This is a genomic window from Pseudomonas sp. LBUM1648 (genome assembly GCF_059716145.1).
In genome coordinates, this window is the sequence record NZ_CP166808.1 from 4473544 (window position 1) to 4500157 (window position 26614).

The 26614-nt window shown below is 59.2% G+C and carries 22 protein-coding genes; 7 read left to right on the forward strand and 15 right to left on the reverse strand.

Annotated elements, in window-relative coordinates:
* Positions 1 to 7: 7 nt before the first annotated feature.
* The 3 genes from ACA043_RS20225 to ACA043_RS20235 form a co-directional block, all read right to left on the reverse strand.
* Positions 8 to 745 carry an S-methyl-5'-thioinosine phosphorylase gene (locus ACA043_RS20225; RefSeq protein ID WP_401271867.1) on the reverse strand — a complete coding sequence of 246 codons (738 nt, stop codon included), beginning with the start codon at positions 743 to 745 and terminating at the stop codon, positions 8 to 10.
* Positions 746 to 757: 12 nt separating this feature from the next.
* Positions 758 to 1768, reverse strand: a complete 1011-nt coding sequence (gene nagZ / locus ACA043_RS20230) for a beta-N-acetylhexosaminidase (RefSeq protein WP_401271868.1) — start codon at positions 1766 to 1768, stop codon at positions 758 to 760.
* A gap of 158 nt (positions 1769 to 1926) precedes the next feature.
* On the reverse strand, positions 1927 to 2634 hold the full coding sequence (locus ACA043_RS20235; RefSeq protein WP_007910473.1) for a TetR/AcrR family transcriptional regulator: 708 nt from the start codon (positions 2632 to 2634) through the stop codon (positions 1927 to 1929).
* A 229-nt stretch (positions 2635 to 2863) separates the two neighbouring features.
* Between ACA043_RS20235 and lexA the strand changes: the two genes are divergently transcribed.
* On the forward strand, positions 2864 to 3472 hold the full coding sequence (lexA, locus tag ACA043_RS20240; protein ID WP_003226590.1) for a transcriptional repressor LexA: 609 nt from the start codon (positions 2864 to 2866) through the stop codon (positions 3470 to 3472).
* Positions 3473 to 3482: 10 nt separating this feature from the next.
* Complete coding sequence (gene sulA / locus ACA043_RS20245) at positions 3483 to 3956, forward strand: SOS-induced cell division inhibitor SulA (protein WP_187677522.1); 474 nt, start codon at positions 3483 to 3485, stop codon at positions 3954 to 3956.
* A gap of 97 nt (positions 3957 to 4053) precedes the next feature.
* On the opposite strand, the gene ACA043_RS20250 is transcribed toward sulA, so the two are convergent.
* From ACA043_RS20250 to ACA043_RS20280, 7 genes are all read right to left on the reverse strand, one after another.
* The gene (locus ACA043_RS20250) at positions 4054 to 4287 is read right to left on the reverse strand and encodes a hypothetical protein (protein WP_008082203.1); all 234 of its coding nucleotides are present in this window, start codon (positions 4285 to 4287) and stop codon (positions 4054 to 4056) included.
* Between the two features lie 106 nt (positions 4288 to 4393).
* The gene (locus tag ACA043_RS20255; protein WP_489880935.1) at positions 4394 to 4918 is read right to left on the reverse strand and encodes a DUF6586 family protein; all 525 of its coding nucleotides are present in this window, start codon (positions 4916 to 4918) and stop codon (positions 4394 to 4396) included.
* 144 nt (positions 4919 to 5062) lie between these two features.
* On the reverse strand, positions 5063 to 7696 hold the full coding sequence (gene topA / locus ACA043_RS20260) for a type I DNA topoisomerase (protein WP_489880934.1): 2634 nt from the start codon (positions 7694 to 7696) through the stop codon (positions 5063 to 5065).
* A gap of 114 nt (positions 7697 to 7810) precedes the next feature.
* Positions 7811 to 8047 (reverse strand): DUF1653 domain-containing protein, encoded by a 237-nt coding sequence (locus tag ACA043_RS20265; protein ID WP_042560169.1) that lies wholly within the window; start codon positions 8045 to 8047, stop codon positions 7811 to 7813.
* A 98-nt stretch (positions 8048 to 8145) separates the two neighbouring features.
* Entirely contained in the window at positions 8146 to 9321 is a 1176-nt protein-coding gene (gene fadA, locus ACA043_RS20270) for an acetyl-CoA C-acyltransferase FadA (RefSeq protein WP_007910465.1), read from the reverse strand.
* A 29-nt stretch (positions 9322 to 9350) separates the two neighbouring features.
* Positions 9351 to 11498, reverse strand: coding sequence for a fatty acid oxidation complex subunit alpha FadB (gene fadB / locus ACA043_RS20275; RefSeq protein WP_305438885.1), 2148 nt, complete (start codon positions 11496 to 11498; stop codon positions 9351 to 9353).
* Between the two features lie 526 nt (positions 11499 to 12024).
* Positions 12025 to 12462 (reverse strand): hypothetical protein, encoded by a 438-nt coding sequence (locus tag ACA043_RS20280; protein WP_489880933.1) that lies wholly within the window; start codon positions 12460 to 12462, stop codon positions 12025 to 12027.
* A gap of 103 nt (positions 12463 to 12565) precedes the next feature.
* On the opposite strand from ACA043_RS20280, the gene ACA043_RS20285 reads away from it, so the two are divergent.
* Entirely contained in the window at positions 12566 to 13003 is a 438-nt protein-coding gene (locus ACA043_RS20285) for a universal stress protein (protein WP_489880932.1), read from the forward strand.
* 71 nt (positions 13004 to 13074) lie between these two features.
* Here ACA043_RS20285 and ACA043_RS20290 read toward each other — a convergent pair whose 3' ends face one another.
* Positions 13075 to 14985, reverse strand: a complete 1911-nt coding sequence (locus ACA043_RS20290) for an ATP-binding cassette domain-containing protein (RefSeq protein ID WP_187677516.1) — start codon at positions 14983 to 14985, stop codon at positions 13075 to 13077.
* 214 nt (positions 14986 to 15199) lie between these two features.
* Between ACA043_RS20290 and ACA043_RS20295 the strand changes: the two genes are divergently transcribed.
* Positions 15200 to 17128, forward strand: a complete 1929-nt coding sequence (locus ACA043_RS20295; RefSeq protein WP_489880931.1) for a transglycosylase SLT domain-containing protein — start codon at positions 15200 to 15202, stop codon at positions 17126 to 17128.
* Positions 17129 to 17196: 68 nt separating this feature from the next.
* Here the strand turns inward: ACA043_RS20295 and ACA043_RS20300 are convergent, their stop codons facing one another.
* Positions 17197 to 18978, reverse strand: a complete 1782-nt coding sequence (locus ACA043_RS20300; RefSeq protein ID WP_497614992.1) for an ABC transporter transmembrane domain-containing protein — start codon at positions 18976 to 18978, stop codon at positions 17197 to 17199.
* Positions 18979 to 19235: 257 nt separating this feature from the next.
* Here ACA043_RS20300 and ACA043_RS20305 point away from each other — a divergent pair, with 257 nt between their 5' ends.
* Positions 19236 to 19415: a PA1571 family protein gene (locus tag ACA043_RS20305; RefSeq protein WP_401271930.1), complete on the forward strand. Its 180-nt coding sequence runs from the start codon at positions 19236 to 19238 to the stop codon at positions 19413 to 19415.
* A 65-nt stretch (positions 19416 to 19480) separates the two neighbouring features.
* On the opposite strand, the gene pdxB is transcribed toward ACA043_RS20305, so the two are convergent.
* A complete protein-coding gene (gene pdxB, locus ACA043_RS20310) occupies positions 19481 to 20623 on the reverse strand; it encodes a 4-phosphoerythronate dehydrogenase PdxB (RefSeq protein WP_489880929.1) in 1143 nt (380 codons plus the stop codon).
* 159 nt (positions 20624 to 20782) lie between these two features.
* Between pdxB and ACA043_RS20315 the strand changes: the two genes are divergently transcribed.
* Positions 20783 to 22192 (forward strand): MATE family efflux transporter, encoded by a 1410-nt coding sequence (locus ACA043_RS20315; protein WP_489880928.1) that lies wholly within the window; start codon positions 20783 to 20785, stop codon positions 22190 to 22192.
* A gap of 46 nt (positions 22193 to 22238) precedes the next feature.
* Here ACA043_RS20315 and tusA read toward each other — a convergent pair whose 3' ends face one another.
* Positions 22239 to 22490 carry a sulfurtransferase TusA gene (gene tusA / locus ACA043_RS20320; protein WP_007953079.1) on the reverse strand — a complete coding sequence of 84 codons (252 nt, stop codon included), beginning with the start codon at positions 22488 to 22490 and terminating at the stop codon, positions 22239 to 22241.
* Between the two features lie 50 nt (positions 22491 to 22540).
* A complete protein-coding gene (gene rlmM / locus ACA043_RS20325) occupies positions 22541 to 23611 on the reverse strand; it encodes a 23S rRNA (cytidine(2498)-2'-O)-methyltransferase RlmM (RefSeq protein ID WP_187677510.1) in 1071 nt (356 codons plus the stop codon).
* Positions 23612 to 23833: 222 nt separating this feature from the next.
* Here rlmM and acnA point away from each other — a divergent pair, with 222 nt between their 5' ends.
* Positions 23834 to 26575: an aconitate hydratase AcnA gene (acnA, locus tag ACA043_RS20330; RefSeq protein WP_497657808.1), complete on the forward strand. Its 2742-nt coding sequence runs from the start codon at positions 23834 to 23836 to the stop codon at positions 26573 to 26575.
* Positions 26576 to 26614 lie beyond the last annotated feature (39 nt).

Here is a 26614-nt window from a genome sequence, read left to right on the forward strand (position 1 = left end):
CACCCCTTCAGCCAGCCAACAACCGCGCCAACGCCGACTTGACCTTCCCCAGCCCGTCATGCAACGCCTGCTCGATCTCGGCCATGGTAATCACTTCGGCGGTCTTGCCCGCTGCCGGATTCACCACCAGCGCCAGACACGCATAGTCCAGATCCAGTTCGCGAGCCAGTGCCGCTTCCGGCATACCGGTCATGCCAACGATGTCGCAACCATCACGCTCCAGTCGCACGATCTCGGCAACAGTCTCCAGGCGTGGGCCTTGGGTACAGGCGTAAACACCCTGATCGCTGTACTCGCAACCTTCGGCGGCCACCGCAGCAATCAATTGCTGACGCAGCGGCTCGCTGTAGGGGAAGCTGAAATCGATGTGGGTGACATGTTCCAGATCATCGGCGAAGTAAGTGTGCTCGCGCCCGCTGGTGTAATCGACGATCTGATGTGGCACGCAGAAATGCCCGGTGCCCATCGCCGGATGAATCCCGCCAACGGCATTGACCGCAATGATCGCTTCGGCACCTGCCTGCTTCAGAGCCCACAGATTGGCGCGGTAGTTGACCTTGTGCGGCGGGAAACGATGCGGGTGGCCGTGACGGGCAAGGAACAGCACTTCCTTGCCGGCATATTCGCCGATTTGCACGTCGGCCGACGGCGCGCCGTAAGGGGTGTCCACCGCCAGCGATTGGCGAATGCTCAGACCTTCAAGCTGGGTCAGGCCGGTGCCACCGATGATTGCGTAAACCGTCATAGCGAAAAATCCTCAATCGATCAGTTGAGCTTCTTTCAGCGCGCCGATAGCGGTGAGCCAACGCGGATCCTGACGGTAGTCGGTGCTGGCGAACGCCTGACCACGCATCCTCGCGATGCGCGCCGATGGCTTGACCTTCATCCGTTGTGCGGCGCTCAGGGCCAACTCGGCGGCGGCGCGGTCGTTGCACACCAGGCCCATGTCGCAACCGGCACTGAGTGCCGCTTCGATACGACTGGCGGCGTCCCCGACCACATGGGCGCCGGCCATCGACAGATCGTCGCTGAAGATCACGCCGTCAAACTGCAACTCGCCGCGCAGGATGTCCTGCAACCAGCGGCGGGAGAAACCGGCGGGCTGCGAATCGACTTGCGGGTAGATAACGTGGGCTGGCATGACCGCAGCCAGATGCTTGCTGAGTCTGGCGAAGGGTACGAGGTCGTTGGCGCGGATTTCGTCGAGGCTTCGCTCGTCATTCGGGATCGCGACATGAGAGTCCGCTTCGGCCCAGCCGTGACCAGGGAAGTGCTTGCCGGTGGCGGCCATCCCGGCGCTGTTCATGCCACGGATGAAGGCTCCGGCGAGCAGAGCGGCGCGCTCGGCATCTCCTTCGAACGAACGCGTGCCAACCACGGCGCTGCGTTGGTAGTCCAGATCGAGCACCGGGGCGAAACTCAGGTCGAGTCCGACCGCCAGCACCTCGGTGGCCATGATCCAGCCGCATTGCTCGGCCAGATATTCGGCGTTCGGATTGTCGGCGATGGCGCGCATGGCCGGCAGGCGCACAAAGCCTTGGCGCAGACGCTGCACGCGGCCGCCCTCCTGGTCCACCGCCAGCAGCAGATCCGGACGAATCGCACGGATCGCCGCGCTGAGTTCACGCACCTGGCGCGGATGCTCGATATTGCGGGCAAAAATGATCAGGCCGCCCACTTCGGGCTGGCGCAACAATTGGCGATCTTCGGCCGTCAACCAGGTACCGGCGACGTCCACCATCAACGAGCCTTGCAGGCCAGCAGTCATAGAGATTCCTTGAAAACGAAAAACCCGTTGCGCACGAGATCGCCACCGAAGGCAGTGCCCGGCAGGTCAGCGATATCGATAGAGAACGGGTTCAGAACGAGAGTCGGCATGGGCGGCTAGCTTAGCGGATACAAGCTGCCGCGCCCACCCGTGTGCGGTCAAACCTTGGCGGCTACCGGCGTTGATTTGCTGCGCGGGCGCAACTGCGCGGTGGCCATGGCAGCGTCGGTGACGCCGGTCTCTGCGCGCATGCCTGCGGCAAGGAACGGCACCATCAGGCGCATGACTTGCTCAATGGAGGTGTTAACGCCGAAATCGGTCTCTGCGATCGCACGCAAAGCCTTGATGCCGGACATGCTGAACGCCGCCGCACCGAGCATGAAGTGCACGCGCCAAAACAGTTCTATCGGAGGAATGCGCGGCGCCGCCTCGTTGACCAGCAGCATGTAACGGCGGAACACCTTGCCGTACATGTCTTCCAGATAACGACGCAGGTGCCCCTGGCTTTGGCTGAACGCCAAACCGAGCAACCGCATGAAGATCGACAGATCATTGCCACTGCGCGGCTGGACCACGAGCGCCTGCTCAACAAGGATTTCCAGCAACTCTTCGAGGGTCGGCTTGTTTTCAGGCTTGGCCTGGCGTCGCTCCAGTTCCTTATCGAGGCTGATACAGAACGGCCCGAGGAATCGCGAGAAAACGGCTTGAATCAGCGCTTTCTTGGAGCCGAAATGATAGTTCACCGCTGCCAGGTTGACGCCAGCCTTGCTGGTAATCAAACGCAATGAGGTTTCAGCGAAACCTTTCTCCGCGAACAACTGCTCGGCAGCATCAAGAATGCGTTCAACGGTTTCCGACTGGGCCATGGCTACTCCGCCTGACAAACACTTGTTTGAAACATACGTTTCAGCCTGTGCCTTGTCAAGCCTGCCTGTTCGTTTTGGGAATGGTCGGTCAGCTATTTAACCACACAAGGCCAGTGCATTAATAAGCACGTCTGCCGACCGTCCGGCGGCCTGCAAAAAAACGGGCATTGCCAAGACCGCTTCACTGTATATAATCCCAGTCACTGTATAAAAAGACAGAGCGATCATTATGCTAAAGCTGACGCCACGCCAAGCCGAGATTCTGGCCTTCATCAAACGTTGCCTCGAAGACAATGGCTATCCGCCGACCCGCGCGGAAATCGCTCAGGAACTGGGTTTCAAATCGCCCAATGCTGCGGAAGAACACCTCAAGGCACTGGCCCGCAAGGGCGCCATCGAAATGACCCCGGGCGCTTCTCGCGGCATTCGAATCCCAGGTTTCGAAGCCAAGGCCGACGACTCTACCCTGCCCATCATCGGCCGAGTCGCAGCCGGCGCGCCGATCCTTGCCCAGCAGCACATTGAAGAATCCTGCAACATCAATCCGGCATTCTTCCACCCACGTGCCGACTATCTGCTGCGCGTGCACGGCATGAGCATGAAGGACATTGGCATTTTCGACGGCGACCTTCTGGCAGTCCACACCACCCGTGAAGCGCGTAATGGCCAGGTTGTCGTCGCCCGCATCGGCGATGAAGTGACCGTCAAACGCTTCAAGCGTGAAGGCAGCAAAGTCTGGCTGATAGCAGAAAACCCTGAATTTGCCCCCATCGAAGTCGACCTGAAAGATCAGGAACTGGTGATCGAAGGCTTGAGTGTCGGCGTAATCCGCCGCTAAAGGAGGCTTTATGCAGTTCCCACACACACCTCAGCAAACACAACTGCCTTTATTCGAAGCGTTTCTGGCGCAACCGATGGCGCCGATCCTGAAAGACGTGGTCGAACGCCCTTGGAATGCCGAACCCGAAGTATTCAGTGAGCTGTCACTGCGCGGTGCGACCGGGAGCTGCCTGAACCTGCTCGCCCCGATACTTCGCGAATTGAGCGACGATCAAGACGCACGCTGGCTGACGCTGATTGCGCCACCCGCCAGCCTGACCCAATCATGGTTGCGGGATGCAGGCCTGAACCGCGAGCGCATTCTGCTGCTGCAGCCCAGAGGCACACAAAGTGCTCATCAATTGGCCTGCGAAGCGTTGCGTCTAGGTCGCAGCCATACGGTAGTCACTTGGCTCAACCCACTGAACACGAGTTCACGACAACAACTGATCAGCGCTGCACGCACAGGCGACGCTCAGAGTCTGAACATTCGATTGGGTTGATTGGCTGGTTTGGTGCGCTGTTTGAAGCGCAGGGCTTCTCCATGGATAGAGAAGCCGATCTGAAGCGGTATCGACAGGAACCAAAAGCAGTCGGGAATCAATGAAGAACCCGAGGCCCTTCTTCCTTATCAAACTCACCTTCAATCATCCGGCCTGCCATCTGCACGCCGACGCTCAACATCGCCTTGGCGATTTCCACGTGCTGGCCCTGCAGGAATGTCTTGGCATCCTCGGAGAAATCCAGAGTCACCAAAGAACCCTCGTCCTCAGCCCTGCGCAGTTCGATTCGGCCGTCGGGTAACTCGACAATTTCTAGAAAGGACGTTGGCATATAGGTCTGTTCTCCACGAAAGGCAGGCAGTATATAGACATCATTCAGGCTTCGCTCGGGATCTTGACCAGCAGCATGTTTCAGATTGCCACCGTGTCAATCCTCGTCAGCACTCGTTCAAACCTTCGCGAAAACGAATGGCCAGACCTTTGAGGTTTTGCCGCCAACTCTCAAGCTCCTCTCGACTCAACTCCTGCGGCGCCTCTTCCTCATCCAGGTTAACCGCCTGAATCAATGGCTGTGTGACGTCACCCTTGGGCTTGCGTGGCGCCCGTGGCGGCTGGAACAGCGCCGAATGCGCTGCCAACAGTTTTGCCAGCCAGGTTTCCGGATTGCCCGCCAGTTCAACCATTTCAGCCAGCTCGGGAATGGCAATCGACTCCAGCACTTCGCGTGTCAGCAACATCTCGGCCCGTGGCGCATTGGCCTGCGGCAGTCGATAGAACCCGGCGATCTCGTGACACAAACCCAACAGCGCGCCGTACAAGTGGAACAACGTCGATTCGCGCCCAGCCTGAATCAGCGCCAAGGAGTTCATCGCCCGCCCCTCTTCAGCCCGAGCCAAGGCTTCCAGCGACAGGCCGGCGAAATAGATTTTCTGATTGGTACGGGTATAGAACTCGTGGGCCATGACGGCAGTCTCCACAACGAAATAATTGCTTCACACAGGCCGGACAGTGTCGTGGATCAGCCGATCTCACCGCAAGCACAAAACAAAAAGGCCGCATGAAAACCCATAGGTTCTCATGCGGCCTTTTCAGTATCAGCCTAACGCTTACTCAGCCTTGGCCTTTGCAGAGCGCTTGTCTTCAACCGTCCATTTACCACCGTCGAAGTACGCCTTCCAACCAGTAGGCTTGCCGTCGACTTCGGTTTGCACGTATTGCTCCTTGGTCTTGCGGCTGTAGCGGATCACCGCTGGCAGACCATCAGGATCCTTCTGCGGCGCTTCGCACAGGAAGTGGTACTTCGGATCGATTTCGTCCTTGTGCGGCAGAATCTCGATCACCAGCGGAGCACGGGTCTCACGGTTTTTCGGGAACTGACTGGCCGCAAGGAACAGACCAGACGCACCGTCACGCAGGATGTAGGTGTCGTTGACCTTTTCGCATTTCAGCTCAGGCATCTTCACCGGATCCATCTTCGGCGGCGCCGCATCACCGCTTTTCAGCAGTTTGCGGGTGTTCTTGCACGTCGCATTGGTACAACCGAAGAACTTGCCGAAACGGCCGGTCTTGAGCTGCATCTCGCTGCCGCACTTGTCGCACTCCAGGCTCGGACCTTCGTAGCCCTTGATGCGATAGCTGCCTTCTTCGATTTCGTAGCCCGCGCAATCCGGGTTGTTACCGCAGATGTGCAGCTTGCGCTTCTCGTCGAGCAGGTAAGCGTCCATCGCCGTGCTGCAGATCGGGCAGCGGTGCTTGCCGCGCAGCACCAGGGATTCCGATTCACCCTCGTCGTCCGCAGCGATCTCGTCGCCCGGCACCAGATTGACAGTGGCCTTGCAGCGCTCTTTCGGTGGCAGGCTGTAGCCCGAGCAGCCGAGGAATACACCGGTCGATGCGGTACGGATCTGCATCGGGCGGCCGCAAGTCGTGCACGGAATGTCAGTCATTACCGGCTGGTTGGCACGCATGCCGCTTTCAGGGTTTTCGGCTACTTCCAGTTTCTTTTTGAAGTCGCCGTAGAACTCGTCCAGCACGTTTTTCCAGTCGCGCTCGCCCTGGGCCACGTCATCGAGGTTCTCTTCCATGCCGGCGGTGAAGCCATAGTCCATGAGGTTCGAGAAGCTCTCCGACAGACGCTCGGTAACGATGTCGCCCATCTTTTCCGAATAGAAACGACGGTTATGCAGGGTCACGTAACCGCGATCCTGAATGGTCGAAATAATCGCCGCGTAGGTCGAAGGACGACCGATGCCGCGCTTTTCCATTTCCTTCACGAGGCTGGCTTCGGAGTAACGCGCCGGCGGCTTGGTGAAGTGCTGCGATGGATCTAGCTTGATCAGCTTCATCACATCGCCCTGCGCCATATCGGGCAGCACGTCGTCGTCACCAGGTTTGGCAATTTGCGGCATGACGCGGGTGTAACCGTCGAATTTCAGGATACGGCCCTTGGCGCGCAGCTCGAAATCACCAGCACCGACGCTGACGGTAGTCGACAGGTACTGCGCCGGCAGCATCTGGCAAGCCAGGAATTGACGCCAGATCAGCTCGTAGAGACGCTCCGCATCACGCTCCATGCCGGCAAGCTTGCTCGGAATGGTATTGGCATCGGACGGACGAATCGCTTCGTGAGCCTCTTGTGCGCCTTCCTTGCTGCTGTAGACGTTTGGCGTTTCCGGCAGGTATTTCTTGCCGAACTCGTCTTCGATATAAGCACGCGCCATCGTCACGGCATCCGCCGAGAGGTTGGTCGAGTCGGTACGCATATAAGTGATGTAGCCGGCTTCATACAGACGCTGGGCCATCATCATGGTTTTCTTCACGCCGAAGCCCAGGCGGTTGCTCGCAGCCTGTTGCAACGTAGACGTGATGAACGGTGCCGACGGCTTGCTGCTGGTCGGTTTGTCTTCGCGCTTGACGATGCTGTAGCTGGAAGATTTGAGCTTCTCCAGCGCGGCCATGGCCTGGGCTTCGTTCAGCGGCTTGAAGGCTTCGCCTTTCTCGCGGGCGACTTCGAAACGTACTGTCGATCCCTTGGTGGTGCCGAGATCGGCATGCACTTCCCAGTACTCTTCCGGGTTGAACGCACGGATTTCACGCTCACGCTCGACCACCAGTTTCACGGCAACCGATTGCACACGACCGGCGGACAGGCCACGGGCGATTTTGGCCCACAGCAGCGGCGAGACCATGTAGCCAACGACGCGATCGAGGAAGCGACGCGCCTGCTGAGCGTTGACACGATCGATGTCCAGCTCGCCCGGCTTGGAGAAGGCCTCCTGAATGGCCTTTTTGGTGATTTCGTTGAACACCACGCGCTTGTAGCGGCTGTCGTCACCACCGATGGCTTCGCGCAGGTGCCAGGCAATGGCTTCCCCCTCGCGATCCAAGTCGGTTGCGAGATAGATGGTGTCAGCATCTTTGGCGAGCCTGCGCAGCTCTTCGATCACCTTCTCTTTGCCCGGGAGGATCTCGTACTTGGCTTTCCAGCCATGATCGGGATCGACACCCATACGCGAGACGAGCTGCTTGCGCGCCTTCTCCTTCGGCGTGAGCACCGGACCTTCGCCTGCGGCAGCCTTGCCGCGCTTGGCGGCTGGCTCTTTGCTGGCGCTAGCCGAACCGCTGGTGGGCAGGTCTCGGATATGGCCGATACTCGACTTCACCACGTATTGGTTACCCAGATACTTGTTGATGGTCTTGGCCTTAGCCGGGGATTCCACAATGACCAGCGATTTGCCCATGGATCAGAAAATTCCTGAATTCTAGAAGTGAAAGGCGGTTGGCGCCTGACGCGGCACCGCTATATATAGTTGATACAAGGTGAGGTCAAGCACAGGGTTCTGTGCGCACTCGCCTCAGGCCTTGGAAAAAAGGCTCGGTTCGGCTTGCACCAAAGCAAAGCGTGGCACCTGCTCGCCGTCAACCTCGACCGACTCCAGAAACATGCTCAAGGGACGCACCCAAAAGCCGTAATCGCCATACAGGGCTTGGTAAAAGACCACTTCTTCTTCAGTCTCGGAATGCCGCGCAACATTGAATACACGGTACTGCGGACCTTTGTAATGTTGGTAGAGCCCAGGTTGTATCGGCATGGTTTGGCCCTCACTCAAATTTTTTCAAAATAAAAACAAAATAAATCCACAAAAACAAAAACCGGGGCACTTGGCCCCGGCTTCCATCGACGAGACGCTTAAACGCGTTCGAAGACGGTAGAGATGCCTTGGCCGAGACCAATGCACATAGTGGCCACCCCGAAGGTGCCGCTATTCTGCTTCATCACGTTCAGCAGGGTGCCGGAAATACGCGCACCGGAGCAACCGAACGGGTGACCCAGGGCGATCGCGCCGCCGTGCAGGTTAACCTTCTCGTTCATCTTGTCGAGTACTTTCAGATCTTTCAGCACTGGCAGAGCCTGTGCGGCGAAAGCTTCGTTAAGCTCGAAGAAGTCGATATCGTTGATGCCAAGGCCCGCACGCTTCAGGGCTTTTTGTGTCGCCGGAACTGGACCATAGCCCATGATCGCCGGATCCACACCCGCTACTGCCATCGAACGGATCACCGCCATTGGCTGAATACCCAGGTCCTGCGCACGCTGCGCCGACATCACGATCATGCACGAAGCACCATCGGTGATCTGCGACGAAGTACCGGCAGTCACGGTGCCGCCCTTTGGATTGAAGGCAGGCTTAAGGGCCGCCAGACTTTCCAGGGTGGTTTCCGGACGAATGGTTTCGTCGTAGTCGAACAGTTTCAGGAAACCGTTCTCGTCATAGCCCTGCATCGGGATGATTTCGTCTTTGAACTTGCCTTCCACAGTAGCCTTGTGGGCCAACTGGTGGGAACGCACGCCGAAAGCATCTTGCTGCTCGCGAGTAATGCCGTGCATTTTGCCAAGCATTTCAGCGGTCAGGCCCATCATGCCCGAGGCTTTCGCCGCGTACAGCGACATGTGCGGGTTCGGATCGACACCGTGCATCATGCTCACGTGACCCATATGCTCGACGCCGCCAACCACGAAGACGTCACCGTTGCCGGTCATGATCGCTTGCGCAGCAGTGTGCAGAGCACTCATCGACGAGCCACACAGACGGCTGACGGTCTGACCGGCCGAGGTGTGCGGGATCTGGGTCATCAGCGACGCCATGCGCGCAATGTTCCAGCCCTGCTCCAGGGTCTGGTTTACACAGCCCCAGATCACATCCTCGACTTCTGCAGGATCAACCTTGGCGTTGCGTTCCAGCAGTTTGCTGATCAGGTGCGCCGACATGTCTTCGGCGCGGGTGTTGCGGTGCATGCCGCCCTTGGAGCGGCCCATCGGAGTACGACCGAAGTCGACAATCACGACGTCTCTAGGATTCAAGCTCATAAGTTCACTCTCACTCTAGTTGGGGGCGCTTAACCGAAGAAGCGTTGGCCGTTTTTGGCCATTTCGCGCAGCTTCGCGGTCGGGTGGTACAGCGCGCCCAAATCAGCGTACTGGTCAGCCAGGGCAACGAACTCGGCAACACCGATCGAATCGATGTAGCGCAGCGCACCACCACGGAATGGAGGGAAACCGATGCCGTAGACCAGACCCATGTCGGCTTCAGCGGCAGTTTCAACGATACCGTCTTCCAGGCAACGCACGGTTTCCAGGCACAGCGGGATCATCATCCAGTTGATGATGTCTTCGTCTGTGACTTCGCGCTGCTCGTAAACGATCGGCTTGAGCACTTCCAGTACCGACGGATCGGCGACTTTCTTCTGCTTGCCTTTCTTGTCGGCCTCGTAGGCGTAGAAGCCCTTGCCGTTCTTCTGACCCAGGCGCTTGGCTTCGTACAGCACGTCGATGGCCGAGCGACGGTCATCCTTCATGCGGTCCGGGAAACCTTCAGCCATCACGTCACGACCGTGGTGACCGGTGTCGATGCCGACCACGTCCATCAGGTACGCCGGGCCCATTGGCCAGCCGAATTTTTCCATGACTTTGTCAATGCGGACGAAGTCCACACCGGCGCTGACCAGCTTGGCGAAACCGCCGAAGTACGGGAACAGCACGCGGTTGACCAGGAAGCCCGGGCAGTCGTTGACGACGATCGGGTTCTTGCCCATTTTCTTGGCGTAGGCAACGGTGGTGGCAACTGCCAGCTCGCTGGACTTCTCGCCACGGATCACTTCCACCAGCGGCATCATGTGCACCGGGTTGAAGAAGTGCATGCCGACGAAGTTTTCCGGACGCTTGAGGGCCTTGGCCAACAGGCTGATGGAAATGGTCGAGGTGTTGGACGCGAGGATGGTGTCCTCTTTGACCTTGTCTTCGACTTCAGCCAGCACGGCTTGCTTGACCTTCGGGTTCTCGACCACAGCTTCGACCACCAGGTCGACGTGACCGAAATCGCCGTAGGATAGGGTCGGACGAATGCCGTTGAGTACTTCAGCCATTTTCGCTGCGGTCATGCGACCTTTATCAACGCGGCCAACCAGCAGTTTGGCGGCTTCGGCCAGACCCTGCTCGATACCGTGCTCGTTGATGTCCTTCATCAGGATCGGCGTGCCTTTGGAGGCCGACTGATAAGCGATACCGCCACCCATGATACCGGCGCCGAGTACGGCTGCCTGCTTCACGTCCTTGGCGATTTCATCGTAGGCCTTGGCCTTTTTCTTCAGCTCCTGATCGTTCAGGAACAGACCGATCAAGCTCTGCGCGGCAGAGGTCTTGGCCAGTTTGACGAAACCTGCAGCCTCAACTTCCAGCGCCTTGTCACGACCGAAGTTCGCGGCTTTCTGGATGGTTTTGATCGCTTCAACCGGCGCCGGGTAGTTCGGGCCAGCCTGACCGGCCACGAAACCTTTGGCGGTTTCGAAAGCCATCATTTGTTCAATGGCGTTCAGCTTGAGCTTTTCCAGCTTCGGCTGACGCTTGGCCTTGTAGTCGAACTCGCCGGAGATGGCGCGTTTGATCAGTTCAAGGGCAGCTTCCTGCAGCTTCTCTGGAGCAACCACGGCGTCGACTGCGCTGACTTTCAGGGCGTCTTCAGGGCGGTTTTCCTTACCGGCGGCAATCCACTCGATAGCGTTGTCGACACCGATCAGGCGCGGCAGACGCACAGTACCGCCGAAGCCTGGGTAGATACCCAGTTTGACTTCCGGCAGACCGATCTTGGCCTTGGTGGACATGACGCGGTAGTCAGCCGCCAGGCACATTTCCAGACCGCCACCCAGTGCGATACCGTTGATCGCGGCGACGGTCGGAACGTTGAGGTCTTCGAAATCGCTGAAGATCTTGTTGGCTTCGAGATTGCCAGCAACCAGCTCGGCATCCGGCAGCTTGAAGTTGTCGACAAATTCGGTGATGTCGGCGCCGACGATGAACACGTCCTTGCCACTGCTGACGATCACGCCCTTGATCGAAGCATCTGCCTTGATGGCGTCTACGGCCTGACGCAGTTCGTTCAGGGTAAGACGGTTGAACTTGTTGACGGACTCACCCTTGAGGTCGAATTTCAATTCGACGATGCCACTTTCAAGAGCTTTAACCGTGATGGCTTTACCTTCGTAAATCATCAACTGATCTCCACGATATGGAAGCTGAACAGTACACGTCGGACGCAGGCGAATGGCTCGGCAGGACGCTTTTTCGTCGATGCTGACGCCAATCCACCCGGCACACCCGCCAACGCGATAGTCGGGATTCTGTAGGAGCGCTCTGTAAGACAAACGCTCAATTCATACGCCCGTTTGATTTGGGTACGTCACCTTCACGGAATTTCCAACAATTGTCAATCGCCCAAAATACGGGTTGAAATGCGACTTTGCGGTCATTTCCGTACCACGAAGACCAGCCACACGCGTCTGCATGTGCAGCCATTCATAAGATCAATAGTTAGAAAAGTCGCCCTAATTCGCGGCAAGCCTTGTTTAACAGGCTACGCTGGCAGGACTACAGAAAAATTTGCTGACTTACCGACGTTACTTCAGTGAAAAAGAGTTACCGGCCTGCCTGGCCAACCCAGCCCGATGAATGATGTCGGGCTTTTTATTGCTCGTCTGCCGGACCCTTCGCACCGTTGCAGTGCGAAAATTCCGCGAGTCACGCCAGCGCTTTCAGTGTGGCGTCGATTTCCTTCAAAACCGTCGCCTCGCCCTTCTCGCCCCAATACAAAGCAATCATCTGCTTGTCCGCCTCCACCTTGAAGACGTTGTCCGGCAATTTTTCGAAATGATTGAGCAACGCCCCATCTTCGCAGACTTCTTGCCACTGATTGACCCACACGCCCGGCGATTTCTGCCAGTACGTCCAGCACGCCGGCTGATTGCCACGGCGCGGCCGATGGTACTGCGCACAAGGGCTCGGCGGCTCTTGCGACAGCCAGTGCGGCCATTCCTGAGGTGCCAGTTGCATGGCCAGGCCGATGCGCCGAGCCTCCATGCGCAGGGCGATGCGGCCACTCTGCGCCCGCGATGGGCGCAACCACGCCAGCGGACTCAATACCACCAGCAGGATTGACACCACTATCCAGACCGTCATATCTGTACTCCCGAATCTTGATGAGCCCATTGCGTCACTTTGGAACCAATGCGCTTGAAACCAGCCATACTTACCAATATTGAAACCTCAGGAGGAGCACCTCATGCCCTACCACCACATCCTGGTCGCCGTAGATCTGACCGAAGAGTGCGACCCTGTTATCCACCGCGCCCGAGAGCTGTCGGTGAGCAATGGCGCCCAGCTGTCGCTGGTACATATTGTCGAACCGATGGCCATGGCATTCGGCGGCGACGTGCCGATGGACCTGTCACAACTGCAACAGCAGCAATTCGATCAAGCCAAGGAACGCCTTGAGCGCCTGAAGCTCAAGTACTCCGAACTCGAAGGTGCCAACTGCCACTTGGCCTACGGCCAGCCGCGCCAGGAAATCCACCATTTCGCCAAGGAAAAGACCTGCGACTTGATCGTGGTCGGCAGTCACGGCCGGCATGGTCTGGCGCTGCTGCTCGGCTCGACCGCCAACGATGTACTGCACGGCGCGCCTTGTGATGTGCTGGCGGTGCATCTGGTCAAACGCTAAACCCTTCGGCAGTTCCTGCAAAAAGCCCGGCCTCACGCGAATGAGGCCGGGCTTTTTTATTGCCGGATCAATCAGGCATCCAGCTCGGCCCAGCGCTCCACCAGAGCATCCAGTTCGGCCTGCAACTGCTCAAGCGATGCAATCACCTTGGCGGTTTCGGCCGCAGGGCGCTGATAGAAACCACCTTCGGCCATTTCAGCTTCAACCGCTGCGATTTGCTGTTCCTTGGCGTCGATGTCGCCTGGCAAGGCTTCCAGCTCGCGCTGCAACTTATAGCTGAGCTTCTTCTTGGCTGCCGGAGCAGCGGCTGCCGGCGCGGGCTCGGCAGTTACCACCGCCGAATTCAGATCCGCCTTACCCGACTTGCTTTCGGTCACGCCCAACAGACGCGGCGAACCGCCCTGACGGATCCAGTCCTGATAACCACCGACGTATTCACGCACCTTGCCTTCACCTTCGAAGACCAGTGTGCTGGTGACCACGTTGTCGAGGAATGCCCGGTCGTGGCTGACCATCAGCACAGTACCGTTGAAGGTCAGCAGCACTTCTTCGAGCAGCTCGAGGGTTTCCACGTCGAGGTCGTTGGTCGGTTCGTCGAGAACCAGCAGGTTCGCCGGTTTGCTGAACAGTTTGGCCAGCAGCAAGCGCGCACGCTCACCACCCGACAGCGCCTTGACCGGCGTGCGGGCACGCTGCGGGCTGAACAGGAAGTCGCCGAGGTAGCTCAGTACGTGGCGGCTCTGACCGTCGATATCGATGAAGTCGCGACCTTCAGCGACGTTGTCGATAACGGTTTTTTCCAGATCCAGCTGATGACGCAACTGGTCGAAGTAAGCCACGTCGATGCGCGTGCCCTCTTCCACTTTACCGCTGGTCGGTTGCAGACCGTTGAGCATCAGTTTCAACAGGGTGGTCTTGCCGGTACCGTTGGCGCCAAGCAGACCGATACGGTCGCCGCGCTGCAGAACCATCGAGAAATCCTTGATCAGGAACGGGCCGCCCGGATGAGCAAAGCTCACGTTCTCGAGCACCATCACCTGCTTGCCGGATTTGTCGGCGGTATCCAGCTGAATGTTGGCCTTGCCGGTACGCTCACGACGCTCGCTGCGCTCGACGCGCAGGGCTTTCAGGGCGCGCACGCGGCCTTCGTTACGGGTACGACGGGCTTTGATGCCCTGACGGATCCACACTTCTTCCTGGGCCAGACGCTTGTCGAACAGCGCGTTGGCAGTGGCTTCGGCAGCGAGCTCGGCTTCTTTGTGCACGAGGAAGCTGGCGTAGTCGCCGTTCCAGTCGATCAGGCCGCCGCGATCCAGTTCCAGGATGCGCGTGGCGAGGTTTTGCAAGAAGGAACGGTCGTGCGTGATGAACAACACGGCGCCCTGGAAATCCTTCAATGCTTCTTCAAGCCAGGCAATCGCACCGATGTCCAGGTGGTTGGTCGGTTCGTCGAGCAGCAGCAAATCCGGCTCGGACACCAGCGCCTGCGCAAGCAGTACGCGACGACGCCAGCCGCCGGACAGTTCGGCGAGGGTCTTGTCGGCCGGCAGTTGCAGGCGGCTCAGGGTGCTGTCGACCAGAGTCTGCAAGCGCCAGCCGTCACGGGCTTCGAGGTCGTGCTGGACGTGCATCAGCTTGTCCAGATCAGCGTCGGTGACGATGTTCTGGCTCAGGTGATGGTACTCGGCGAGCAATGCGCCAACGCCGTCGAGGCCCTCAGCCACCACGTCGAACACCGTCCGCTCGTCGGCCACCGGCAATTCTTGCGGCAATTCGCCGATTTTCAGACCGGGGGCACGCCACACCGAGCCGTCATCGGGCTTCTGGTCGCCCTTGACCAGTTTCATCATGCTGGACTTGCCAGTGCCGTTGCGGCCGATGATGCACACCCGCTCACCACGGGCGATCTGCCAGGACACCTTGTCCAACAACGGCATCGCGCCGAATGCAAGGGACACATCGCTGAATTTGAGCAGGGTCATGAGCTTCTCCAAAAACCGGGCGCGCATTCTACCTGAGATAGGGCTTCAACAGGCCGGCAATTTGTCTGTTGAAGCACTCTGCACAACATTTGTTGCGAACTTGTGCTGCGAGGCCGGCAAAGCTTTCGCCGCTTGCTGGCAAAAGGCTAAGCTACAGACAATTCAGTGCTGATCCTTGTCGGCACTTGTCATGATTTCTCTGCCCGGATGTCTCATGCGCAGTCGCCTTCTCAGTGTTTTGTCCTGTTTGCTACTTACCGCCACTGCCGTTCAATCCGCCCAGGCGGTGGACCTGTCCACCCAGCGCCAGTATTACGATGAAGCCAAGCGCGCGCTGGCCAAGGGCGATACCGGCCCGTATTTCCGATACAGCCAGGCTCTGGCCGATTATCCGCTGGAACCGTATCTGGCCTACGACGAACTGACCGCGCGCCTGAAAACCGCGAGCAACGCGGAAATCGAGAAATTCCTCGCCGAACACGGCGACCTGCCCCAGGCCAACTGGATGAAGCTGCGCTGGTTGCGCTGGCTCGCCGACCGTGGGGACTGGGCGACCTTCGTCAAGTATTACGACCCGAAACTCAACTTCACTGAACTGGACTGCCTCAATGCGCAGTACCAGATCACCCACGGTAAAAAAGCCGAGGGCTACGCCAATGCCGACAAGCTCTGGCTGACTGGCAAATCGCAACCCGCCGCATGTGATGCGCTGTTTGGCATCTGGGCCGCCGACGGCCAGTTGACCGAACAGAAACGCTGGGAGCGCACCAAACTTGCGGCTCAGGCGCGCAACTATCCGCTGGCCAACAGCTTGGTCAACGGCCTGAGCACCCTCGCCCCGCGCGGTCGTTTGCTGGTCGATGTGGCGCAGAAACCCGAGCTGTTGAATCAACAATCGCGCTTCACCCCGGCCGATGAGCCGATGTCCGACGTGGTCAGCCTTGGCCTGCGCCGCCTGGCCCGTCAGGATCCGGAAAAGGCCATGGCGTTGCTCGACGGTTACGCCAGCAGCATGCATTTCTCCCGCGATGAGAAAGTCGCGATCGCCCGGGAAATCGGCTTGACTCTGGCTCGGCGTTTCGACAGCCGCGCGCTGGACGTGATGACCAAATATGATCCGGAACTGCGTGACAACACGGTATCGGAATGGCGCCTGCGCCTGTTGCTGCGCCTGGCTCGCTGGGACGACGCTTATCAACTGACCCGCCGCCTGCCGCAGGATCTGGCGACCACCAATCGCTGGCGTTACTGGCAGGCACGCAGCCTGGAACTGGCGCAACCGCAAAACCCGGAAGCACAGACGCTGTACAAAGGGCTCGCCCGAGAACGTGATTTCTACGGCTTCCTCGCCGCCGATCGCTCCCAATCCCCGTACTCGTTGAATAATAAGCCGTTGGTGCTCAGTCAGGCGCTGATCAACAAGGTACGCAATACGCCGGGCGTGCGCCGCGCGCTGGAATTCCATGCCCGCGGGCAGATCGTCGACGGTCGCCGCGAGTGGTATCACGTCAGCCGCCACTTCAACCGTGACGAAATGGTCGCCCAGGCCAAACTTGCCTACGACCTGAAGTGGTATTTCCCGGCGATCCGCACCATCAGTCAGGCGCAGTACTGGGACGATCTGGATATTCGCTTCCCGATGGCCCACCGCGAAACCCTCGTGCGGGAAGCCAAGGTTCGCGGCCTGCATTCGAGTTGGGTGTTCGCCATCACCCGTCAGGAAAGTGCCTTCATGGATGACGCCCGCTCCGGCGTCGGCGCCAGCGGCCTGATGCAATTGATGCCCGGCACCGCCAAGGAAACCGCGCGCAAGTTCAGCATTCCGCTGGCCTCGCCGCAGCAAGTGCTCGATCCGGACAAGAATATCCAGCTCGGCGCTGCTTATCTGAGCCAGGTGCACAGCCAGTTCAACGGCAACCGCGTACTCGCTTCCGCCGCCTATAACGCCGGCCCCGGCCGCGTACGTCAGTGGCTGCGCGGCGCTGATCACCTGAGTTTCGACGTGTGGGTGGAAAGCATCCCCTTTGACGAAACCCGCCAGTACGTGCAAAACGTGCTGTCTTATTCGGTGATCTACGGCCAGAAGCTCAATTCGCCGCAACCGCTGGTGGATTGGCATGAACGCTATTTTGATGATCAGTGATCGACTACGGTTCGATTAAACGAAAATGCCCGCATTGAGAAATGCGGGCATTTTTTATGGGGCGCCAACTAGTTGGTTGTCGCGTGCTGGCCATCACTGAACTGCAATGACGCCAGCCGTGCATACAACGGGTTGCTCACAATCAATTCCTGATGCGTACCGATTGCCACGAGCTTGCCCTGATCCATCACCGCAATCCGGTCGGCATTCTTCACCGTGGCCAAACGATGGGCAATGACCAGTGTGGTGCGGTTGTGCATCAGGCTCGGCAAGGCTTGCTGAATCAGGTGTTCACTTTGCGCATCAAGGGCGCTGGTAGCTTCGTCGAGTAGCAAGATCGGCGCGTCGACCAACAACGCCCGGGCGATAGCCAACCGCTGACGCTGGCCGCCGGAGAGTCCGAGACCGCCATCGCCCAAATGGGTCTGGTATCCGTCGGGCATCTGCTCAATAAAGTCGTGAGCATGAGCAATCCGCGCCGCCTCCTTGACTTGCTCCAGCGTCGCCGTCGGACAGCCATAACGGATGTTCTCTTCCACGCTGCCAAAAAACAGTGCCGGCGTTTGTGAAACCAGGGCGAAACAGCGACGCAGATCCAGCGGATCCAGACTCGTCAATGGCACGCCATCGAGCAGAATCCGGCCTTGGCCGGGATCGTAGAAGCGCAACAGCAAGTCATACACCGTGGATTTACCGGCACCGGACGGCCCCACCAATGCCAGGGTTTCGCCTGCCCTGACCGTAAGATTCAAACCGTCGACGGCGTAGCTTTCTGGCCTTGAAGGGTAGGAAAACCTTACATCCTGCAGCTCCAATTCGCCCCTCACCCGCGCAGGCAACGTTACCAATCCGGAGGTTGGCGGCTGGATAATATTTTCCGAGCGCAGTAATTCGGCAATCCGCTCGGCGGCGCCGGCCGCGCGTTGCAGCTCGCCAATCACTTCACTCAGTGTGCCGAAAGCGCTGCCGACAATCAGGCTGTAGAAGACGAACGCGGCCAGTTCACCGGCAGAAATTCGCCCGGCAATCACGTCCATACCGCCGACCCACAGCATGACCGCCACGGCCCCCAACACCAGCACGATGACCAATGTGATCAGCCATGCCCGCTGGAAGATTCGTTTGCGCGCCGTTTCGAAAGCCTGTTCGACAGTGGTGGCGAAGCGCTGCTCGTCCTGTACCTGATGGTTGTAGGCTTGCACGGTTTTGATCTGGCCGAGGGTTTCGGAAACGTAACTGCCAATGTCGGCAATCCGGTCCTGGCTCAGCCGCGACAGGTTACGCACGCGGCGGCCGAAGATCAGGATCGGCGCGATCACCAATGGAAGGGCGATAACGACGATGCTGGTAAGTTTTGGATTGGTGATAAACAGCAACACCACGCCGCCGATGACCATCAGCAGATTGCGCAGAAACAGCGAAAGCGACGAGCCGATCACCGATTGCAGCAATGTCGTATCAGCGGTCAGGCGTGACTGGATTTCCGAGCTGCGGTTGTCCTCGTAGAACCCCGGATGCAGGTACACCAGATGGTTGAACACCTGTCGACGAATGTCCGCCACACAACGCTCGCCGATCCACGACACCAAGTAGAACCGGGCAAATGTACCCACCGCCAGACCAAGCACCAGCAGCATGAACAGGCCAATGGATTGATTGAGCAGGTGCGGCGACTGGGTCATGAATCCCTGATCGACCAGTAGTTTGATGCCCTGCCCCATCGACAGAGTGATACCAGCGGTGAGGATCAACGCGAGCAGCGCGCCGAAGGCCTGCCAACGATACGGCGCAAGAAAATGGCTGGTCAGGCGCAGGGCGCGCCGGTGCCTTGAGGAAAGCATCGAGATCATTCGGGTTCACATCTGTGCGGATGAATAGGGCCAGCGTACAAACTCAATGGGGTGGAACTCTGTAAATCACAATGAGTCAGGTTAAATATGCCCCCAAAGACTAGGCCATAGTTGCTATTGGTCTAAAGTCCCGGTTGAGACGAGCGGTCATTTCTGTTTGAGTGGAGATGCCGCCGCCGACAGACCGCTGGGAGTTGTCACAGCCCGGTCACGTGGGGGTTTTAACCTAGGCGCACAACCTGATGAGGAGACAGGCCATGTCCTTGCAACAAAGCAGCGAAGACAAGATTGAAGTGATCCGCACCAAGCCCGGCCAGACTCTGGGTTGCTCGATTATCGATGAACAGGGGCGCGAAGTACCGATCACTGAAGACATGATCCAGGACGCCTGCCGCGAACTGGATAAGCGATTGGTCAAGCCTGCCGAACAAAAGTGATATAGCCACCGTCTTCCTGACCCGGCCCCTTTGGCCGGGTTTTTTCTGTCTGCCAGTGCGGTGGCTTAGATTGCCACCGCGCCAAGCGCAGCCACAATCTGCTGCAACACTGGCGAATCCCCGGCGATCCGTACTTTCAGCCCTTCAATCTCGCGCCGAACCGGGTACTGCTTGCGCAACACATCAAACGCCGCACGCTGCTCGCTGACATTGCCTACAAGGCTGCGACGAAAATCTGCGTCATCCCGGCGCGGGTCGTACACGCCACGGCACAACATCGCCAACGCCCAAGCCGGATCGCTGTCAGCATGCAAGGTCACTTCCGACAACCAGGGTGCTGGCAGTAAGTCAGTGAGCTGGATGCTTGCAGGCACACCGATAAAGTCGCAGTAAGCCTGATAGATCTGCGCTGTGCCGCGCTGTTTGCCGTCGAGGCTGTAACCGGCAATGTGCGGCGTGGCCAGGACGCAGAGATCAGCCAGTGACACGTCGACCTCGGGCTCGGCTTCCCAGACATCCAGAACAGCTTGCAGGTCTTCGCGCTCCAGCAGCACTTTGCGCAGTGCAGCGTTATCCACCACCGGACCGCGTGCGGCATTGATCAGCCACGCGCCGGGTTTGAGTTGCTGCAAACGTTGCTGATCGAACAGATGCCACGTCGCGCCATCACCGCTGCGGGTCAGTGGCGTGTGCAGGCTGATCACATCGCACTGCTCGATGATTTGCTCCAGGCTGACGTAATCGCCACCTTCGGCAGCCTGACGCGGCGGATCGCAGACTTTCACGTTCCAGCCCAGGCCCTTCAGGACGTTGATCAGACGACCGCCCACTTCACCTGCGCCCACCACACCGAAAGTGCGTTGAGTCAGATCAACACCTTCGATTTCGGCGAGGGTCAGCAGACTGCCGAGCACGTAATCGACCACGCCCCGGGCGTTGCAGCCGGGCGCGCTCGACCAGGCAATTCCGGCCTCAGCGAAATACTCCAGATCCAGATGATCGGTGCCGATGGTGCAAGTGCCGACAAAGCGCACCTTGCTGCCTTCCAGCAACGCACGGCTGACATTGGTCACGGAACGTACCAGCAACACGTCAGCCTGCTCGACCGTCGCACGGTCGATGGAGCGGCCCGGTACCCGGCGGATCTCGCCGAAACCTTCAAAAAAGGCATCGAGCAGCGGAATATTTTCGTCGGCAACAATCAGCATGGCGGGCTCCTTGGGCGGATCGGCAGTTTAGGTGCAGATGCACGGTTGGGCCAGCAGGCTTTGTGATTACAAATCCGCAACAGAGGATTTTTCCTGACTAAAGCGTCAGCGGCGTAGAATGCGGCGCCCTGCGCATCAATCTCCGTGGACGCTTTGCCTGTGAATTCTGTAACTGACCAACCTGTCGCCGTCTCCCTGACCCGCCCCGCGCGGATTCGCCTGGAGTTCAAGAACCTGCTCGCCCTGGCGTTGCCGATCATCATCGCGCAACTGGCAACCACGGCCATGGGCTTCGTCGATGCAGTGATGGCCGGTCGCGTCGGACCGAAGGATCTGGCGGCCGTGGCACTGGGTAACTCGATCTGGGTGCCGGTGTTCCTGCTGATGACCGGCACCCTGCTGGCCACCACGCCAAAAGTCGCCCAGCGTTACGGCGCCGGCACCCATAGCGAGATCGGCCCGATCGTGCGTCAGGCGTTGTGGCTGGCGCTGGTGGTCGGACTGATCGCGACCACCATGCTGGTTGCCGCCGAACCGGTGCTGCACCTGATGAAAGTCGATCCCGAGCTGATCGGCCCGTGCATGCAGTATTTGCACGGTATCGCCAGTGGTCTGCCGGCGGTGGCGTTCTACCATGTGCTGCGCTGCTTCAGTGACGGCCTCGGTCGTACCCGCCCGGCGATGGTGCTGGGCCTGTGCGGGCTGGCGCTGAATATCCCGCTGAACTACGTGTTCATTTATGGTCACTTCGGCGTGCCAGCCATGGGTGGCGTTGGCTGCGGCTGGGCCACGGCGATTGTGATGTGGGTGATGGCGCTGGGCCTGGCCGGTTACGAGCGCTGGGCACCGGCTTATCGTTCGAGCGAACTGTTCAGCCGCTTCGACTGGCCGCAATGGGCGGTGATCAAGCGTCTGCTGGCGATCGGTCTGCCGATCGGCATCGCGGTGTTTGCCGAGTCGAGCATCTTCGCGGTGATCGCGCTGCTGATCGGCAGCCTTGGCGCTACCGTGGTGGCCGGGCACCAGATTGCGCTGAACGTCAGCTCACTGGTGTTCATGATTCCCTACTCGCTGGGCATGGCCGTGACCGTGCGCGTCGGTCAGGCTCTCGGTCGCGAAGAACCACGCGAGGCGCGTTTCGCCGCAGGCGTCGGCATGGGCACCGCGCTGGCTTATGCCTGTCTGTCGGCGAGCATGATGTTGCTGCTGCGTGAACCGATTGCGGCGATCTACACGGCTGATCCGACGGTGATTCACATCGCGGCGATGTTGATTGTGTACTCGGCGTTGTTCCAGTTTTCCGATGCGATCCAAGTGACCGCCGCCGGCGCCCTGCGGGGTTACCAGGACACTCGCGTGACGATGATCCTGACCTTGTTTGCCTATTGGGGCATCGGCCTGCCGGTGGGTTACGCCCTCGGCCTGACCGACTGGCTCGGCGAACCGCGTGGTCCGAGCGGCTTGTGGCAGGGTTTGATCGTGGGCTTGAGCTGTGCGGCGCTGATGCTGTCGATCAGGCTGACACGCAGCGCACGCAAGCGCATTCGTATCAGTCGTTCGTTGGGCTGATCAGCCATAAAAAAAGACCTGCATTTGCAGGTCTTTTTTTTGTCTGTCAGCCGGACTTCTTGCGAATCCAGTACAGGTAAGTACCGGCCTCTTCGTGCTGCCCCACCAGTTCGTGGTCGAGAAACACACAGAACTTGGGAATGTCGCGGCGAGTCGAGGGATCAGTGGCGATCACCTTGAGCAGTCCGCCAGGCACCAGATCACGGATGTGCTGATGCAGCATCATCACCGGCTCCGGGCAATTGAGGCCGGTGGCGTCGAGGGTGCCGTCGACCGGCGTGTCGATCATTTCACTCATGATTCACTCCTGAAACTGGCCGGCATTGTCGCGCATTGCCGGGTGTTCGGTCATCTTTTGGTCTTTTTCACATCGTGCCGGCGCAGGTGGCAGGTCACTTCCTCACGGTCGTGATACAGCTGTTTGCAGCCGATATCGACCTTGATCCCGCGCGCCTTGAAACCATCGGCGATGCGCTCAAGCAGGCGCTTCACCTCGGCGTAACGCTGCTTCATTGGCAATTTCAGGTTAACCACGGCCTCGCGGCAATGGCCCTCGCCAATCCACTCTTCGAGCATCGCCGCGTTACGCGCCGGTTTCTCGACGATGTCGCAAACCATCCAGTCCACCGGTTGCTTGGGCTTGAAGGTGAAGCCGTCGGCCATCAAGTGCTGCACCAACCCCGTGTCCATCAGGCTTTCGGCCATCGGGCCGTTGTCGATGGCGGTCACCAGCATGCCGCGATTGACCAGTTGCCAGGTCCAACCGCCCGGCGCTGCGCCGAGGTCAACGCCGGTCATGTCGCTGTGCAAACGATCTTCCCACTGATCACGCGGGATAAAGTGGTGCCAGGCCTCTTCCAGTTTCAGCGTCGAACGGCTCGGCGCCTCACGCGGGAACTTCAAACGTGGAATGCCCATCGGCCACATCGCCGAGTTACCGGCGTCGGCCATGCCGAGAAACACTTCGCGACCGCTTTTGAACGTCAGCAACAGACGCGGCTTGCTGGCGTCATCCACCAGTTTGCCGGCGCCGGTCAGGGCCTTGCGCAGCGGGCCTTCGAATTTCTTGCAGAAGTTCGACAGTTCCTTGCCGTCGTTGGTGTCGACGACTTCCAGCCAGAGGCTGCCGCACACCGGGAATTCGGCCATGTTCGCGAGGATCACGCTGATGCGGTCGGTTTCCGGCAGATCGATGAAGACGCCACGCGCCCATTGGCGCGGGAAGATCAACTCGGCGAAACGCTGACCGCGCATCAGGCGCTCGGCGCCGTCTTCTTCGGTGCAGACAAACTCGGCGCACGCGGTGGCCGCTTTGGCCTTGGCGTAGCCGGCCACGTTCAACTGCGCCGCGAGGTCGGAAATCTCCGAACAGACTTCGCCTTCGAAGCCGGGCCGGCAATGCATGAATAGGGTGTTCATTCTTACTCCTGGGCAGAGGACGATTATTCGCCCTCTGCGCGATGCTCAGGTCTTGCGTTGCAGCAAAGCCTGTCACGAAAACCGGCGCATGATAGCCGAAGTCGGAACCTTGGACTTGCCCATAGAGTCCAGTTATTAGCCAGCTACTGAAAACAGGGCTACGTTGTTAGCTCTGCCCGTCCCCTCAATCCGTAGCCGTGCGGATTCAAAGGAGTGATTGTAATGCCGTCCCTCGATAGCCTGAAAACCCTCAAGACCCTGCAGATCGACGACAAGACCTACCACTATTTCAGCCTGCCTGATGCCGCCAAGAGCCTCGGCAATATCGACACGCTGCCGATGTCGCTGAAAGTCCTGCTGGAAAACCTGCTGCGCTGGGAAGATGAAAAAACCGTCACCGGCGCCGACCTCAGGGCAATCGCCGCCTGGCTCAAGGAGCGTCGCTCCGACCGGGAAATCCAGTACCGTCCCGCCCGCGTGCTGATGCAAGACTTTACCGGTGTCCCTGCCGTGGTCGACCTCGCTGCGATGCGCGCCGCCATGGCCAAGGCTGGCGGTGATCCGCAGCGAATCAATCCGTTGTCGCCGGTGGATCTGGTGATCGACCACTCAGTGATGGTCGACAAATTCGCTACCGCCAGCGCTTTCGAACAGAACGTCGACATCGAGATGCAGCGCAACGGCGAGCGTTACGCCTTCCTGCGCTGGGGCCAGAGCGCTTTCGACAACTTCAGCGTGGTGCCGCCGGGCACCGGGATCTGCCACCAGGTCAACCTCGAATACCTCGGCCGCACCGTGTGGACCAAGGACGAAGACGGCCGCACCTACGCCTTCCCCGACACCCTGGTTGGAACCGACTCCCACACCACCATGATCAATGGCCTCGGCGTACTTGGCTGGGGCGTCGGCGGGATCGAGGCGGAAGCGGCGATGCTCGGGCAACCGGTGTCGATGCTGATTCCGGAAGTGATCGGTTTCAAACTGACCGGCAAGCTCAAGGAAGGCATTACCGCCACCGACCTGGTGCTGACGGTAACGCAGATGCTGCGCAAGAAAGGCGTGGTCGGCAAATTTGTCGAGTTCTACGGTGATGGCCTCGCCGATCTGCCGCTGGCCGACCGCGCGACCATCGCCAATATGGCGCCGGAATACGGTGCGACGTGCGGTTTCTTCCCGGTCGATGACGTCACGCTGGAGTACTTGCGCCTGTCCGGACGGCCGCCAGAAGTGGTGAAACTGGTCGAGGCTTATACCAAGGCTCAGGGCCTGTGGCGTCTGCCCGGTCAGGAGCCCGTATTTACCGACAGCCTGTCGCTGGACATGGGCAGCGTTGAGGCCAGTCTTGCCGGGCCGAAACGCCCGCAGGATCGCGTTTCATTACCGAATGTCGCCCAGGCCTTCAGCGACTTCCTCGATTTGCAATTCAAGCCGACCAGCAAAGAAGAAGGACGCCTTGAAAGTGAAGGTGGCGGCGGCGTGGCCGTGGGCAATGCCGATCTGGTCGGGGAAACGGAGTACGAATATGAAGGCCACACCTATCGCCTGAAAAACGGTGCCGTGGTCATCGCTGCGATCACCTCTTGCACCAACACGTCCAACCCGAGCGTGATGATGGCGGCCGGGCTGCTGGCGAAAAAAGCCGTGGAAAAGGGCCTGACCCGTAAACCGTGGGTCAAAAGCTCGCTGGCACCCGGTTCGAAAGTGGTCACCGATTACTACAAGGCCGCCGGACTGACACAGTACCTCGACCAGCTCGGCTTCTCTCTGGTCGGCTATGGCTGCACGACCTGCATCGGTAACTCCGGGCCTTTGCCCGAGCCGATCGAAAAGGCTATTCAGAAAGCCGATCTCGCCGTCGCCTCGGTGCTCTCCGGCAACCGCAACTTCGAAGGCCGGGTGCATCCACTAGTGAAAACCAACTGGCTGGCATCACCGCCGCTGGTGGTGGCTTATGCCTTGGCCGGTACTGTGCGTACCGATATCAGCAGCGAACCGCTGGGTAACGATCAGCAGGGCAATCCGGTGTACTTGCGTGATATCTGGCCAAGCAGCAAGGAAATCGCCAACGCGGTCAGTCAAGTCAACACCGCGATGTTCCACAAGGAATACGCCGAGGTGTTTGCCGGTGACGAGCAGTGGCAAGCCATCGAAGTGCCGCAGGCGGCAACCTATGTGTGGCAGGACGACTCGACCTACATCCAGCATCCGCCGTTTTTCGACGATATTTCCGGCCCGCTCCCGGAGATCAAGGATGTCAAAGCTGCGCGGGTACTGGCGCTGCTGGGCGACTCGGTGACCACTGACCACATCTCCCCCGCCGGCAACATCAAGGCCGACAGCCCGGCCGGACGCTATCTGCGCGAAAAAGGTGTGGAGCCGCGAGACTTCAACTCCTACGGTTCACGTCGCGGCAACCATGAAGTGATGATGCGCGGTACCTTCGCCAATATTCGCATCCGCAACGAAATGCTCGGCGGCGAAGAAGGTGGCAACACCCTTTACATTCCCACCGGTGAGAAAATGCCGATCTACGATGCGGCCATGCGTTATCAGGCATCGGGAACGCCGTTGGTGGTGATTGCCGGACAGGAATATGGCACGGGCTCAAGTCGGGACTGGGCAGCCAAAGGCACTAACCTGCTGGGCGTCAAAGCCGTGATCGCGGAAAGCTTCGAGCGGATCCACCGCTCCAACCTGGTGGGCATGGGTGTGCTGCCATTGCAGTTCAAGCTTGATCAGAACCGCAAGAGCCTGAACCTGACCGGTAAGGAGACCTTTGAAGTTCTGGGCCTGAGCGGCGTCGAACTGACGCCGCGGATGAACCTGCCCCTGGTGATCACACGTGAAGACGGGCGCCAGGAGAAAATCGAAGTGCTGTGCCGGATCGACACCTTGAATGAGGTGGAGTACTTCAAGTCGGGCGGGATTCTGCATTATGTGTTGCGGCAGTTGATCGCATCGTAAACCTGTCGAGGCACAAACACCGCGATCCGGCGGTGTTTG

What these genes read in the sequence shown, in the direction of transcription:
- ACA043_RS20225 (WP_401271867.1), bottom strand. Translation starts at nt 745, where the DNA reads ATGACGGTTTACGCAATCATCGGTGGCACCGGCCTGACCCAGCTTGAA.
- nagZ (WP_401271868.1), bottom strand. Translation starts at nt 1,768, where the DNA reads ATGACTGCTGGCCTGCAAGGCTCGTTGATGGTGGACGTCGCCGGTACC.
- ACA043_RS20235 (WP_007910473.1), bottom strand. Translation starts at nt 2,634, where the DNA reads ATGGCCCAGTCGGAAACCGTTGAACGCATTCTTGATGCTGCCGAGCAG.
- lexA (WP_003226590.1), top strand. Translation starts at nt 2,864, where the DNA reads ATGCTAAAGCTGACGCCACGCCAAGCCGAGATTCTGGCCTTCATCAAA.
- sulA (WP_187677522.1), top strand. Translation starts at nt 3,483, where the DNA reads ATGCAGTTCCCACACACACCTCAGCAAACACAACTGCCTTTATTCGAA.
- ACA043_RS20250 (WP_008082203.1), bottom strand. Translation starts at nt 4,287, where the DNA reads ATGCCAACGTCCTTTCTAGAAATTGTCGAGTTACCCGACGGCCGAATC.
- ACA043_RS20255 (WP_489880935.1), bottom strand. Translation starts at nt 4,918, where the DNA reads ATGGCCCACGAGTTCTATACCCGTACCAATCAGAAAATCTATTTCGCC.
- topA (WP_489880934.1), bottom strand. Translation starts at nt 7,696, where the DNA reads ATGGGCAAATCGCTGGTCATTGTGGAATCCCCGGCTAAGGCCAAGACC.
- ACA043_RS20265 (WP_042560169.1), bottom strand. Translation starts at nt 8,047, where the DNA reads ATGCCGATACAACCTGGGCTCTACCAACATTACAAAGGTCCGCAGTAC.
- fadA (WP_007910465.1), bottom strand. Translation starts at nt 9,321, where the DNA reads ATGAGCTTGAATCCTAGAGACGTCGTGATTGTCGACTTCGGTCGTACT.
- fadB (WP_305438885.1), bottom strand. Translation starts at nt 11,498, where the DNA reads ATGATTTACGAAGGTAAAGCCATCACGGTTAAAGCTCTTGAAAGTGGC.
- ACA043_RS20280 (WP_489880933.1), bottom strand. Translation starts at nt 12,462, where the DNA reads ATGACGGTCTGGATAGTGGTGTCAATCCTGCTGGTGGTATTGAGTCCG.
- ACA043_RS20285 (WP_489880932.1), top strand. Translation starts at nt 12,566, where the DNA reads ATGCCCTACCACCACATCCTGGTCGCCGTAGATCTGACCGAAGAGTGC.
- ACA043_RS20290 (WP_187677516.1), bottom strand. Translation starts at nt 14,985, where the DNA reads ATGACCCTGCTCAAATTCAGCGATGTGTCCCTTGCATTCGGCGCGATG.
- ACA043_RS20295 (WP_489880931.1), top strand. Translation starts at nt 15,200, where the DNA reads ATGCGCAGTCGCCTTCTCAGTGTTTTGTCCTGTTTGCTACTTACCGCC.
- ACA043_RS20300 (WP_497614992.1), bottom strand. Translation starts at nt 18,978, where the DNA reads ATGATCTCGATGCTTTCCTCAAGGCACCGGCGCGCCCTGCGCCTGACC.
- ACA043_RS20305 (WP_401271930.1), top strand. Translation starts at nt 19,236, where the DNA reads ATGTCCTTGCAACAAAGCAGCGAAGACAAGATTGAAGTGATCCGCACC.
- pdxB (WP_489880929.1), bottom strand. Translation starts at nt 20,623, where the DNA reads ATGCTGATTGTTGCCGACGAAAATATTCCGCTGCTCGATGCCTTTTTT.
- tusA (WP_007953079.1), bottom strand. Translation starts at nt 22,490, where the DNA reads ATGAGTGAAATGATCGACACGCCGGTCGACGGCACCCTCGACGCCACC.
- rlmM (WP_187677510.1), bottom strand. Translation starts at nt 23,611, where the DNA reads ATGAACACCCTATTCATGCATTGCCGGCCCGGCTTCGAAGGCGAAGTC.
- acnA (WP_497657808.1), top strand. Translation starts at nt 23,834, where the DNA reads ATGCCGTCCCTCGATAGCCTGAAAACCCTCAAGACCCTGCAGATCGAC.